Genomic DNA, 13,101 nt, shown 5'->3' with positions numbered 1-13,101 from the left:
AACTCCTGAACTCCTGAACTCCTGAACTCCTAGCCCTTACAAATAACTTTTTCAGCAAACCCGAAATACAAAATTATCTGCGTTTATCTGCGTCCATCTGCGTTTAATTTATTGCGTAAATCCTAGATTTTAAAGATTTTGTTGGGTTAGCAACAGTGTAACCCAACCTCTTAATTCTACACAGTAGCTAACAAACCATTATGTTTGAGTAAAGCTGTGGTACTTGGTTCTCGATGTCGGAAGGCTTGAAACACTTCCATTGGGTGCATACTACCACCCAGTGCTAATACTGTATCTCTGTAGCGCCTACCAGTATCGTGAATTGCTTCTTCATCTTCTAGTCCAGCTTCTTCAAAAGCGGCGAAAGCATCAGCACTAAGAACTTCAGCCCACTTGTAGCTGTAGTATCCTGCTGCATAACCACCTTCAAAAATGTGACCGAATGCACATAAAAATCCGTCTTCAGGTAGTGGTGGTAAAACGGTAGTTGTTTTAGCGATGCGTTGACGTACATCTATGGGTGTTTCGTCACCACTAGGATGATAGCGGTAGTGTAGTTCTAAATCCACGCTGCTGAGGTGAATTTGGCGTAACATTGCCGAACCACTCATATAATTACGTGATGCTAAGAGCTTTTGATAATAATGTTCTGGTAGAGGTTCTCCTGTTTCATAGTGTTTAGCCATACCAAATAAAGTGGGACGGTCATAACACCAGTTTTCCATAAATTGGCTAGGTAATTCTACTGCATCCCATTCAACATTATTAATACCTGCCGCTCCAGTATAATCAACCTTGGTGAGCATATGGTGTAAACCATGTCCAAATTCGTGGAATAAGGTTTCAACTTCATCAAAAGTCATTAAACTGGGCTTGTCATCAACTGGAGGAGTTTGGTTGCAAATCAAATAAGCTACAGGTAAGCGGATACTTGTTATACCGCGTTCTGTGATTTTGCGGCGATGAATACAGGCATCCATCCAAGCACCACCACGTTTTTCAGCGGGACGGCTGTAGGGGTCTAGATAAAAGTAGGCGATCGCATTACTGTATTTATCAGAGATTTTAAAATAGCGGACATCTTCATGCCAAACAGGGGCTTGACCATCAGCTGGTGTCACAGTTACACCAAACAGGCGTTTAATTAGCCCAAATAAACCATCTAGCACCTGGGGAAGAGGGAAATAAGGACGTAATTCCTCTTCAGTAAAAGCAAATTTTTCTTCTCTTTGACGTTCAGCCCAAAAGCTAATATCCCAATGTTGTAAGTTATCTGCTTCTGCTGCTTCCTTAGATTGAGCAAAAGCTTTAAGTGCTTCTAAATCTTTAACAGCCGCATCATAACTAGCTTGGCGTAATTCTTCTAACAGCTTTTCCACTGCTGGGACATTCTTCGCCATCTTACTAGCCAAACTCAATTCAGCAAAATTATCAAAGCCAAGTAACTCTGACAATTCTTGCCGCAGTTCTAAAATACGTTCAATCAAAGGATTATTATCCAATTCCCCAGAAGAAGCACGGGTAATATAAGCCTTGTAAAGTTTTTCGCGCAAATCCCGCCTGGTACTGTGCTGCATAAACGGGAAATAACTGGGAAAATCTAATGTAATATGCCAAGGACCCTTTTCAGGAGTCGCATATTCTTCTCCAGCAATCCGAGCAGCTTGGGCAGCTAAACTGAGTAAGCTACTGGGTAAACCCTCTATTTCAGCTTTGGTAGTGAGAATTAAGCTAAAAGCTGTAGTCGCATCCAAAAGATGGTTAGAAAACTTGGTAGCCAATTCCGCTAACTCCATCTGAATAGCATTAAAACGCTCTCTTGCTTCTCCTTCTAAACCCACACCAGACAATTTTGCATCTCGAATCGCTGCTTCAACAATGCGCTGCTGGGCTGATTCTAAAGTTTCCCAAGTATCGCTAGCGCGGAGTGATTTAAAAGCTTTATATATAGGCTTGCTTTGTCCAAGCGTGTTAATAAACTGTACTACTAGTGGCTGAACCTTTTGATAAGCTATCCGTAGCTCTGGGCTATTTTTAACACCCATCAGATGATTCAGGATGCCCCAACTCCAATGCAGCCTTTCTGTGAGCCTTTCTAGAGGTTCTACTAAACCATCCCAAGTAGGTTGGACATTAGCTTCTAAAATATTTAGCTGCTGTTCCAAATCTGCTAACAGATGTCTGAAGGCAGGTTCTACTTGTTCTGGTGTAATCTCTGCAAATGCAGGTAAACCAAAGCCTTGGAGTAGAGGATTTTGAGAAATAATAGCAGTTGCACTCATGGTTTTGTGTTAGTAGCCGATTAATAAGCGGAACAATGATTTTTATTTATATAACTAATAATGTACCGCTACTAAACAATTTAACCTTGCTAGAATGGCAGTCTTATGAATTGATGAAAATCAGCCATAAAGCAGAAGTAAAATTTTTGAAGTAGGAGGTATGAGATTGCGGCCGTTTTGGTAGGCTTTACGGGGATAATCAAGGGTAATGAGTGTCTTAGTATTTACAGCATCATGAAAATTCTGCTTTCTGTTTTGTTTACACCTGTGGTTATATTATTTACCACAATTGATGTATTAGCAGCTATTAAAACCAAGACAATTGAATACAAGCAAGGTGATACAGTATTAGAAGGGTATTTGGCTTATGATGACGCGATCAAGGGAAAGCGTCCTGGTGTGTTAGTGGTTCACGACTGGACTGGCTTACAGTCTTTTGCAAAAAAAAGAACTGAGCAACTAGCCAAACTGGGTTATGTTGCCTTTGCGGCTGATATTTATGGTAAAGGGATCAGACCAAAAAATATCCAAGAATCAGGAGCGCAATCAAAAATTTACCGTGATAATAGATCATTAATGCGCGATCGCGTCAATGCTGGAGTACAAGTTTTAAAAAAATATCAACTAACTGATCCCAAACGGATTGCTGCCATTGGTTACTGTTTCGGTGGTGGTACAGTCTTAGAATTAGCACGTAGCGGTGCCAATATTCAAGGTGTAGTCAGTTTTCATGGCAACCTCGATACCCCAAACCCTGAAGATGCCAAAAATATCAAATCCAAGGTTTTAGTATTACATGGAGCCGATGATCCCTTTGTCCCACAAGAACAAGTCCAAGGCTTTGAAAGAGAAATGCGACAAGCCAATGTAGATTGGCAATTAATATCCTATGGTGGTGCGGTTCATTCCTTTACTAATCCAGAAGCAAAAAACGATCCCAAAGGCGCACTTTATAACCCAACCGTAGAACAGCGTTCTTGGAAAGCAATGCGACAATTTTTTGCAGAAATATTTCGTTAACGAGACAGCAAAATGTAAGGAGTCAGGAGTCAGGAGTCAGAATTCTGATGAAATGTAAGTATTCATCTGTAGAACTCTTTCATACCCAGATCCCCGACTTCTTTTGTTTATTGTGTCCACAAATTATCAATTGATGTCATAGGATATTTGATATTTATGAAAATCTCCTGGGCTTTGATTGAAAAACTCCCTACACCCCTACCTCTTCTCTTCCCACGCCAGCTATCAAAAATCACATCAAATTGCTATAATAAAAACCCCTTAGTAAAAACTCATCCAAAAACCAATAAAATGCACAAAAATTTATCAGACTGTGAAAAAGTCTTACTTGGCAATTTTGAAGTGCGCCAATATTTGGTAAAAATGTCAGAAATTGTCAGCAAGTATTTCCCGGAAAATACAAGTGAAGCAGAAATATGGTGCGAAAAAATGTTTGAAGGATTTAAAATATTCATACCTAATGCAGAGTCATTGATAGATGGGATGTTGAAAGTATGTTTTTGGCAACAATCATCTGAAGATGGCACCTTTAGTTTTAGCGCCCCCTACAAATTAGACCACATCGAATTTCATTCAATTTGGGACGAAGCAACTCAAGTAGATGCTTATTATAGCTATTGTGGAAATTGGGCTTACAGCGGCTGGGCAACAGAATATAAAATAGCGCCTGATCTAGTCAAAGATATTTGTGTAGAGCTTTTTACTTTGTTTCAGGATTTAACGATATCTGTATAGGCTAAAATCTATTCTTATCAGCCTATTTTATACACCATTCATACCAATAGGTTATAAAAGAGTTAAATATTGAAAATATTACAATCAAAATAGCCAATCTTTGCACTGGTGTCATCCCATCTCCAGACCATTGAGGAATTGCAATCATGTTGAAAATTTTTGCAGACAGAGGTGGCACATTTACAGACATAGTTGCTGTCACCAATAATCAGACAATCATAGACAGACTTTCCAATTGTACAGAACGTTTTTTAATTGTCCCTCTGCCTAACCAGGAATGGGTAATAGTCTATAAATTATTATCAGAAAATCCTGAACAATATGAAGATGCCGTTATTCAAGGAATTCGGGATATTATCGGAATTTCAGGTAATGAACCTATTCCCTATCAAACCATAGAAGTAGTAAAAATGGGAACAACAGTAGCTACCAATGCGCTGTTAGAAAGACATGGAGACAGAGTTGTTTTGCTCATTACTAAAGGCTTTAAAGATGCCTTGAGAATTGGCTATCAAAATCGCCCCAACATATTTGCCAGACAGATTATTTTACCTACCATGCTTTATGAACAAGTAATAGAGGTAGATGAGAGATATGATGCTCATGGCAATGAATTAATTTCAGTAAATACCGAACAAACTAAACAGGATTTACAAACAGTTTACAACACAGGAATTAGAAGTTGTGCCATTGTATTGATGCACAGCGATCGCTATCCTAAACATGAACAACAAATATCTAAAATTGCCCAAGAAATCGGATTTACACAAATCTCCATATCCCATCAAATAAGTCCATTAATGAAACTCATCAGCAGAGGAGATACAACCGTTGTCGATGCTTATTTAACTCCTATACTCCATCGCTATGTTAACCAAGTAGCTAATCACTTACCCAACGTCAAATTAATGTTTATGAAATCAGATGGAGGGTTGACTGATGCAGAAAAATTTCAAGGTAAAGATAGCATTTTAAGTGGTCCTGCTGGTGGTATTGTCGGTGCAGTTCAAACCAGTAAAAGAGCAGGTTTTGATTTAGTTATTACCTTTGATATGGGAGGAACAAGTACAGATGTTGCTCACTTTAAAGGAGAATATGAAAGACAAATAGATTCAGAAATTGCAGGCGTGCGGATGCGAGTTCCCGTATTAGCAATTAACACCATTGCAGCGGGTGGCGGTTCAATTTTACATTTTGATGGTTCTAGTTATCGTGTCGGACCAGAATCTGCTGGTTCAAATCCTGGACCAGCTTCCTATCGACGTGGTGGCAAATTAACCGTCACAGATGCTAATGTCATGTTAGGCAAAATTCAGCCTCAATATTTCCCCGCAGTTTTTGGTATTGAAGGTAATTTACCCCTAGATAAAGAAATTGTTATTCACAAATTTACCCAATTAGCTGAAGATATCGCATCTGCGACAGGCAATTATCGTACTCCCGAACAAGTAGCATCAGGTTTTATTAGCATTGCTGTTGAAAATATGGCAAATGCTATTAAAAAAATCAGCCTTCAACGTGGTTATGATGTCAGTCAATATGTACTGTGTTGTTTTGGTGGTGCAGGTGGACAAGTTGCTTGTTTAATTGCTGATACTCTAGGAATAAAAAAGATATTTCTGCACCCTTTTGCTGGGGTTCTTTCTGCCTATGGAATGGGGTTAGCTGACGTGAGATCTACCAGATTAATCGGAGTAGAACAGCCTTTAAAGCCAGCAATAATTCCTCAATTACAGCAATTAATGGCATCTTTACAAATCCAAGCTCAAAGCGAATTAAACCACCAAGAAGAAATCAAATTCCAAGAAGAAGTAATTAAAAAAATTAATTTAAAATATGAGGGTACTAATTCAATTATTACAGTTGATTTTACCTCAGATGTGACATTAATGCAACATCTGTTTGAAACAGAACATAAATCAAGATATGGTTTTATTCAAACTGAAAAACTATTAATTATTGAATCTATTTCTGTAGAAGTAATCCAAAAAATGGATACGCCTGAAGAACCAGTCATTATTCGCAAACTTCCTGGAGAAGAAACGCCTCAGCCTGTTGAAATTGTCAAAATGTTTACTGGTGAAAAATGGCATGATACACCAATTTATCTCCGAGAAAATTTACAACCAGAAGATTCTATAAAAGGTGCTGCAATCATTGTTGAAAAAATCAGCACCATTGTAATTGAACCTAACTGGCAAGCCATATTAACTAAGCGTAATCATTTAATTTTGCAACGTATTATTTAATTAGATTTATAGCTCCTGTAATTAATGCTAAAATCAACACATAACTACTTGGTATCATATCATGATGATTACTCAATAATTAGTAGATGAACAAAGCTTTTATGGAGTGAATAACTGAGTTTATATTTAGGAATATATGAGGGTTTATTACGTTATTTCACACCAGAAGGAAATTTAGTACCCACACCAGAGGAAACCGCAGAACATGAAACTCAAAGAGCAGAACGTTTAGCAGCAAAATTACGGGAATTAAATATTAACCCAGATACGATTTAAAAAATCCCTGAAAATGTAGATTGGGTTTCATTGAATTAACCCAATCTTATTTATTTTGAACTTAATAATAGATAAAAAATGTACATCACATCTCAACCAGATCCAGTCCGTTTAGAAATATTTAAAAATCTCTATCAATTCATCGCCGAACAAATGGGAATTATTCTGCAAAATACAGCAGCATCAGTCAATATTAAAGAACGGCTAGATTTTTCCTGTGCTATTTTTGATGCTTCTGGTTTATTAGTTGCTAATGCTCCTCATATTCCTGTACACTTAGGCTCAATGAGTGAAAGTGTACGCAGTTTAATAAATGCTCAAAGCGATCATATCAAACCAGGAAATGTCTACTTATCAAATAACCCTTATAACGGTGGAACACATTTACCTGATGTCACAGCCATTACTCCTGTCTTTCTAGAGAGTAGCAACAATCTTTCTAGTCCCTTATTTTTCGTTGCTTCCCGTGGACACCAAGCAGATATTGGTGGTATTACTCCCGGTTCTATGCCTCCTCACAGTACCACAATTGAAGAAGAAGGAATTATTTTTGATAATTTCCTCTTAGTTGCACAGGGAGATTTTCAAGAAGCAACAGTAAAAGAATTTTTATTAAATCATCCTTATCCTAGTCGTAATCCTGACCAAAACATTGCCGATTTTAAAGCTCAAATTGCTGCTAATGAAAGGGGTGTTCAAGAACTGCTTAAAATGGTCAATCAATATGGACTAGAAACAGTTAAAGTTTATATGCAATTTGTCCAAAATAATGCGGAGGAATCAGTCAGACGAGCAATTAATGTTTTGAAAGATGGTTCATTTATTTATGAAATGGATAGCGGTGCAAAAATCCAAGTATCAGTAACAATTGATCGGGATAATCGTCGTGCCAAAATTGATTTTACAGGCACGTCTGCACAATTAAATAGTAACTTTAACGCTCCCAAAGCTGTAACTCAAGCTGCGGTTTTATATGTATTTCGGACTTTAGTTGATGATAATATTCCTCTCAACGCAGGTTGTCTCAAGCCTTTAGAAATTATTATTCCTGAAGGTTGTATGTTAAACCCAATTTATCCAGCAGCAGTAGTAGCAGGTAATGTAGAAACTTCGCAAACTATTGTTGATGCTTTATATGGTGCTTTGGGTGTGATGGCTGCTTCCCAAGGAACAATGAATAATTTTACTTTTGGTAATCAACAATATCAATATTATGAAACTATTTGTGGGGGTTCTGGTGCAGGAATTAATTTTGATGGTACTGATGCGGTTCATACCCACATGACTAATTCTCGTTTGACTGATCCTGAAGTTTTAGAAACCCGTTATCCTGTGCAGGTGGAAAGTTTTAGTTTACGTCCTCATAGTGGAGGAAAAGGAAAATATTCGGGTGGAAATGGGGTAATTCGTCGTATTAAATTTTTAGAAAAGATGACTGCAAATATTCTCTCTAGCCATCGTTTAGTTCCTCCCTTTGGATTAAATGGTGCAGCAGGGGGACAGGTAGGACGCAACTGGGTACAACGTCAAAATGGTACTAAGGAAATTTTAGGTAGTACAGCAACTGTAGAGATGCAACCAGGGGATATTTTTGTGATTGAAACTCCAGGAGGTGGTGGTTGTGATTGATTAGTGGAAAAAAAGCAAAGTTTAGCTTTTTCTGGTTCTGTTTTTTCTATTGGTTGTAACCAATAAATCTTTTAGCATATTTCTAAAACGATACAATCAAGCCTGTCTTTATAAATCTATCTAGGGTGTAAAATTGTTTTTTGCTTTTATGCAATTAGTTAACAACTGATCACTGACAAACTTTAACTTGCTTATGTCTAACCTACCACCACTCAACACAGAAACAATTTGGGCTATCATCAATGATACAATTGATGACTCTACTGTCAACCAATTAGTATGGCATTACTTAGGCTATCGCTACGATTCCGTATCTGAAAGATGGGATACTAGTTCCGTAGCGGTAGAATGGCAAGATGAATACCCAGAACCACCTAATTTTCTAGAATCTCGACCTGCAACCATGAAATTAACTCGCTCCATTCCTCAAGAAAATAAACAAATGCTCAAACAAAAGTTAGGTTTTAAAGGTTACAAAATTGGTGAATTTGGACCTCGACAAACTCGCAGAGCAACAGCAGCAAATTGGTTATTAAGTTATATGCAATTAAATTCATTATTCAGCTAATAACTTAGATTGCTAGTTACAGCAGATCAATGAGGTACAGGAGCTAAATTGAAACCTAGACAGCAAGAAAATTTTACTCCTGAATACTGTATATACCCAGTTCATAAGAGGTTGCACAGAATCATGAAATTAATTCATCTATCTTAATCTGCATTTATCTGCGGTAATTGTCATGAAAATATGATTTTATGATTCTATGCAACTTCATCTAAATTTTGAATTTACGATGTTACTAAAAATGGAGGCTAATAATTTATATCCAATGATAAATTTACTAGCGTGACCGATTAATTTTATTATTTAAATACACTGATTATTGGCTTACTGGTATTTTTCCTTTATACTGTATATAGTATTCATCTACACACAAAATAAGATTACACAAGACTAGAGATTTACACCATGATCAACAAATTAATTAACACTAACATTAAAAGTTCGCACGTTCTCTTAACTCCCAATGAAGTCAAAGCAAAATTACCTTTAACGAAATCTGCTGAAAACACAATTTTGCAATTTAGACAAGAAATAGAAAATATTCTTGATTTTCAAGACAGTAGAAAATTTATTGTAGTTGGGCCTTGTTCAATCCACGATCCCAAAGCTGCTATAGAATATGCTGAAAAATTGAAAGTTCTAGCAGAAAAAGTTCAAGATAAACTGCTGCTGATTATGCGGGTTTATTTTGAAAAACCAAGAACAACTGTTGGCTGGAAGGGTTTAATTAATGATCCAGAGATGGATGATTCTTTCCATGTAGAACGCGGTATATTAATCGCCAGAAATCTGTTATTAAAATTAGCAGAATTAGGTTTACCAACTGCGACAGAAGCACTTGATCCCATCATCCCTCAATATATTAGTGAATTGGTTGCTTGGTCAGCAATTGGAGCTAGGACAACTGAATCACAAACTCACAGAGAAATGGCTAGTGGTCTTTCTATGCCAGTGGGGTTTAAAAATGGTACTGATGGGAATATTCATGTAGCTTTGAATGCTTTAAAATCAGCCAAAACTCCACATAATTTTTTAGGAATTAATCAAAAAGGACAGGTAAGTGTATTTCAAACTAGAGGAAATGCTCACGGTCATGTAATTTTGCGTGGTGGAAATCAGCCTAACTTTGATCCAGAAAATATCAGACTAGTTGAGGAACAATTAAAAGCGGCAAATTTACCACCAAGAATAGTGATTGATTGTAGTCATGGTAATACAAATAAAGACTATAGATTACAATCTCTTGTGTTAGAAAATGTAATTCAGCAAATCGTCGATGGTAATACTTCAATTGTAGGAATGATGCTGGAATCAAATTTATATGAGGGTAGTCAACCAATTACAGGGAAACGTGAAGAATTACAATATGGTGTTTCAGTAACTGACAAATGTATTAGTTGGGAGGAAACAGAAAAAATTATTTTGGCTGCTCATTCCCAACTCCAGTAAATTTAATAATGTAGCAGAGATACAGGCTAATTTTTCTGCAAAACTCTTTCTTGAAAAGTTGAGTGACTGCGGTGGACGGGTTTCACCGCTTCAAGGATTTTTTTTGGTTTCTTCAGTACCTGTTATGCTAAACTATGAATTAAATAATACAAGTTCGTCCAAAAATAAAGACAAAAAGCCAGAATTCATGGACAATCTCTAAAGTGTTAATAAATAATGTCTTTAGACCGGGGAGTGTCAAGACATGATCAGGTCTTTACTATTTTTGTGAACGAAATTTAGCATAATATGTAACGAGGAGTGACTTTTTGCTGCGTCTTGGTGTTTCAGCATTTCTGGGTTCGGATTCGATTATCTTTTTTTCTTGCGTTCTTGTATTTGGCGAAATCGTTGAAAAACTGCGATCGCATATTCAATCCCAATAATAACACCTTATCTACCGCCCGAACTGGGTTTGAGCTTCCATTTTTGCACCCGTTCTAAATTTTGTGCATCCAATTTTTCATTAACACTGGATCTCAAGTTATTGCTAGATAATTTCATTAATTCTGGAAGAATATCAGAGATGAGATAAAAATGTCAATCAATCACTTTCAGCATTGGTATTTGTGAATTTTAGCCAAAATTGCTTACCAGCAAGTAATTACAGCGATTTTGACCACAGGATAGAATGTATTTATTTCCTTAGATGTAGTAAAAGATTGACATAAATTCTCATTTGTTCTAATTTGAATTGAGAACTTATATCAGCTACATTTGCTGAACTAGTTAGGAAATCTAATACTAAGGGCTTAAACATCGCAAATGGATATCAAAAATCTGTTTACAGCAGGTGGTGTGGTAATGTGGCCGCTGCTGCTGTCTTCTGTATTGGCAGTAGGGTTGATTATAGAACGGATCAAATTTTGGGTAACAATCAGTACCCGTCAGCAACGGGTAGTCAGAAATGTGTTGAATCTTTATCGTCAGCATGATGTAGTCAGTACAATTGATACATTACGAAAGAATGCAGATTTACCCATTGCCCGGATTTTTTTAACAGCTTTGGAGTTAGAAGAACCAAATCCAGAAGAATTTCGTTTGGCTTTGGAGAGTGAAGCCCAGGCAGAAATACCTTTATTCAAACGGTTTAATACAATTTTTGATACTATTATTGCCCTTGCACCACTGCTAGGATTACTCGGAACTGTTTTAGGTTTAATTGGTTCTTTTGCTTCTCTCAATATTGGTGATGTTGGGGGAACAAAAGCGGCTGGGGTCACTAGTGGTATTAGTGAAGCCTTGGTTTCTACCGCTACTGGGTTAATTGTGGCAATTTTTACCCTTGTTTTTGCTAATACCTTTCGAGGATTTTATCAACGACAATTGGCTTCGATTCAAGAATATGGTGGACAGTTAGAACTTTTATATCGTCGTCGTTACGAAAGAGGAGAAAAAGCGTATGCGTCTACAAGATGAACCGGAATTACCTGCACAGATTAATATTGTGCCGATGATTGATGTCATATTTGCAATTTTGACGTTTTTTATTATGTCAACCTTGTATTTAACTCGTTCCGAGGGTTTACCAGTTAATTTACCTCAAGCTGCTACGGGAAAAACAGATCGTCCTGCACAGGTAACATTAACTATTAATAATACTGGCAAGATTTTCTTGAATAAAGAAGCAGTTAGCTTAGATCAATTAGCCACCCTAGTAAAAGAAAAAGTAGAACCATCACAGCCGTTAATGGTGATACTCAATGCAGATGCAGCCGTTACTCATGGACAGGTGGTAGCAGTGATGGATAAAGTACGACAGGTAGAAGGGGTGAAATTAGGTATAGCCACTCATAAATAGTCAAGGTGAATCAATCATATTTTCATGACCCCTAATATTTTGATCAAAACTGCTGCTAAACCTGTATTCAGCTTGGCTGGGTGTTTGATACTGCTGCTCATTTGTTTGGTATTTAATATCACACTAGGAGCAGCAGAAATACCAATAGCTCAAATTCTGACATCCTTTGTTAGCTTTGACGGTTCATATCAGCATTTGGTGATTCAAACAGTCAGATTACCGCGATCGCTCATTGCCATTTTAGTCGGTGCAGCCTTGGCAGTATCTGGAGCATTAATGCAAGGTTTAACACGCAATCCCTTAGCAGATCCAGGTATTTTGGGTATCGAGTCCGGGGCAGCACTGTCCGTAGTTATAGTAATTTTTGTGTTTGGTACTTCATCCATTGGTATTTTGACTGTTGCAGCCTTTTTGGGTGCGGGAATCACAGCGATTTTAGTCTATTTCTTGGGTTCACTGGGAAAGGGAGGCGCTACTCCACTGAATATCACAGTAGCAGGTGCAGCCATAACGGCATTGATTTCTTCCCTTACCACAGCTATCTTGATTATTAGTCAACGCACATTAGAAGAAATTAGATTTTGGTTGGCTGGTTCATTAGCTGGTAGAGATGCCAGTATCCTCTTTTCTGCACTACCTTTTGTTACCATTGGACTAGTAATTGCCCTAGCTTTGGGTAGACAAATTACCACCATGAGTCTAGGTGATGATATAGCTAAAGGTCTAGGTCAAAAAACAGCCTGGATAAAAATTCTGACTGCCATCAGTGTAGTTTTACTCGCAGGAAGTTCAGTGGCCTTAGTCGGTCCTATCGGTTTTATTGGTTTAGTTGTTCCTCACATAGTCCGATTTTTTATTAAAACGGATTATCGCTGGATTTTGCCTTATTCCGCCGTTGTTGGGGCAACTTTACTCTTAGTAGCAGATATTTCTGCCCGTGTCCTCCTCAAACCCCAGGAATTACCTGTAGGTGTAATGACAGCACTAGTGGGCGCTCCCTTTTTTATCTACTTGGCTAAATCAAAGGTGAAAAAATGAAGGCTGATTGGTTGGTTA

The 13,101-nt window shown here is 37.5% G+C and carries 10 protein-coding genes and 1 pseudogene; 10 read left to right on the top strand and 1 reads right to left on the bottom strand.

Annotated elements, in window-relative coordinates; translation table 11 throughout:
- Positions 1–176: 176 nt before the first annotated feature.
- Entirely contained in the window at positions 177–2,282 is a 2,106-nt protein-coding gene (locus ACLLO5_RS18895; protein ID WP_413172018.1) for a M3 family metallopeptidase, read from the bottom strand.
- A gap of 234 nt (positions 2,283–2,516) precedes the next feature.
- On the opposite strand from ACLLO5_RS18895, the gene ACLLO5_RS18890 reads away from it, so the two are divergent.
- The 10 genes and pseudogenes from ACLLO5_RS18890 to ACLLO5_RS18845 all read left to right on the top strand — a co-directional run bounded on the left by ACLLO5_RS18890 (position 2,517) and on the right by ACLLO5_RS18845 (position 13,083).
- Positions 2,517–3,302 carry a dienelactone hydrolase family protein gene (locus tag ACLLO5_RS18890; RefSeq protein WP_413172017.1) on the top strand — a complete coding sequence of 262 codons (786 nt, stop codon included), beginning with the start codon at positions 2,517–2,519 and terminating at the stop codon, positions 3,300–3,302.
- Positions 3,303–3,458: 156 nt separating this feature from the next.
- On the top strand, positions 3,459–4,037 hold the full coding sequence (locus tag ACLLO5_RS18885) for a hypothetical protein (protein WP_413172016.1): 579 nt from the start codon (positions 3,459–3,461) through the stop codon (positions 4,035–4,037).
- Positions 4,038–4,183: 146 nt separating this feature from the next.
- A complete protein-coding gene (locus ACLLO5_RS18880; protein ID WP_413172015.1) occupies positions 4,184–6,286 on the top strand; it encodes a hydantoinase/oxoprolinase family protein in 2,103 nt (700 codons plus the stop codon).
- 114 nt (positions 6,287–6,400) lie between these two features.
- Positions 6,401–6,562 (top strand): annotated as a pseudogene (locus tag ACLLO5_RS18875) (Uma2 family endonuclease); the annotation flags it as partial.
- Positions 6,563–6,640: 78 nt separating this feature from the next.
- Positions 6,641–8,191, top strand: coding sequence for a hydantoinase B/oxoprolinase family protein (locus ACLLO5_RS18870; RefSeq protein WP_413172014.1), 1,551 nt, complete (start codon positions 6,641–6,643; stop codon positions 8,189–8,191).
- Between the two features lie 193 nt (positions 8,192–8,384).
- Positions 8,385–8,759, top strand: a complete 375-nt coding sequence (locus ACLLO5_RS18865; protein ID WP_413172013.1) for a DUF1823 family protein — start codon at positions 8,385–8,387, stop codon at positions 8,757–8,759.
- A 402-nt stretch (positions 8,760–9,161) separates the two neighbouring features.
- Positions 9,162–10,205, top strand: coding sequence for a 3-deoxy-7-phosphoheptulonate synthase (locus ACLLO5_RS18860; RefSeq protein WP_413172012.1), 1,044 nt, complete (start codon positions 9,162–9,164; stop codon positions 10,203–10,205).
- Between the two features lie 804 nt (positions 10,206–11,009).
- Positions 11,010–11,663 (top strand): MotA/TolQ/ExbB proton channel family protein, encoded by a 654-nt coding sequence (locus ACLLO5_RS18855; RefSeq protein ID WP_413172011.1) that lies wholly within the window; start codon positions 11,010–11,012, stop codon positions 11,661–11,663.
- Positions 11,647–12,045 (top strand): ExbD/TolR family protein, encoded by a 399-nt coding sequence (locus ACLLO5_RS18850; protein WP_413172010.1) that lies wholly within the window; start codon positions 11,647–11,649, stop codon positions 12,043–12,045. The genes ACLLO5_RS18855 and ACLLO5_RS18850 overlap by 17 nt, the downstream gene beginning before the upstream one ends.
- 24 nt (positions 12,046–12,069) lie before the next feature.
- Entirely contained in the window at positions 12,070–13,083 is a 1,014-nt protein-coding gene (locus ACLLO5_RS18845) for a FecCD family ABC transporter permease (RefSeq protein ID WP_413172009.1), read from the top strand.
- The last annotated feature ends 18 nt before the right edge of the window (positions 13,084–13,101 follow it).

Origin of the sequence: Anabaena azotica SJ-1, from assembly GCF_047275885.1 — a bacterium.
Lineage (GTDB): Bacteria > Cyanobacteriota > Cyanobacteriia > Cyanobacteriales > Nostocaceae > Trichormus_B > Trichormus_B azotica_A.
This window is presented reverse-complemented; position numbering and strand designations above follow the sequence as displayed.

Coding starts and splice junctions, on each gene's coding strand:
- ACLLO5_RS18895 (WP_413172018.1), bottom strand. CDS start 2,282: ATGAGTGCAACTGCTATTATTTCTCAAAATCCTCTACTCCAAGGCTTT.
- ACLLO5_RS18890 (WP_413172017.1), top strand. CDS start 2,517: ATGAAAATTCTGCTTTCTGTTTTGTTTACACCTGTGGTTATATTATTT.
- ACLLO5_RS18885 (WP_413172016.1), top strand. CDS start 3,459: ATGAAAATCTCCTGGGCTTTGATTGAAAAACTCCCTACACCCCTACCT.
- ACLLO5_RS18880 (WP_413172015.1), top strand. CDS start 4,184: ATGTTGAAAATTTTTGCAGACAGAGGTGGCACATTTACAGACATAGTT.
- ACLLO5_RS18870 (WP_413172014.1), top strand. CDS start 6,641: ATGTACATCACATCTCAACCAGATCCAGTCCGTTTAGAAATATTTAAA.
- ACLLO5_RS18865 (WP_413172013.1), top strand. CDS start 8,385: ATGTCTAACCTACCACCACTCAACACAGAAACAATTTGGGCTATCATC.
- ACLLO5_RS18860 (WP_413172012.1), top strand. CDS start 9,162: ATGATCAACAAATTAATTAACACTAACATTAAAAGTTCGCACGTTCTC.
- ACLLO5_RS18855 (WP_413172011.1), top strand. CDS start 11,010: ATGGATATCAAAAATCTGTTTACAGCAGGTGGTGTGGTAATGTGGCCG.
- ACLLO5_RS18850 (WP_413172010.1), top strand. CDS start 11,647: ATGCGTCTACAAGATGAACCGGAATTACCTGCACAGATTAATATTGTG.
- ACLLO5_RS18845 (WP_413172009.1), top strand. CDS start 12,070: ATGACCCCTAATATTTTGATCAAAACTGCTGCTAAACCTGTATTCAGC.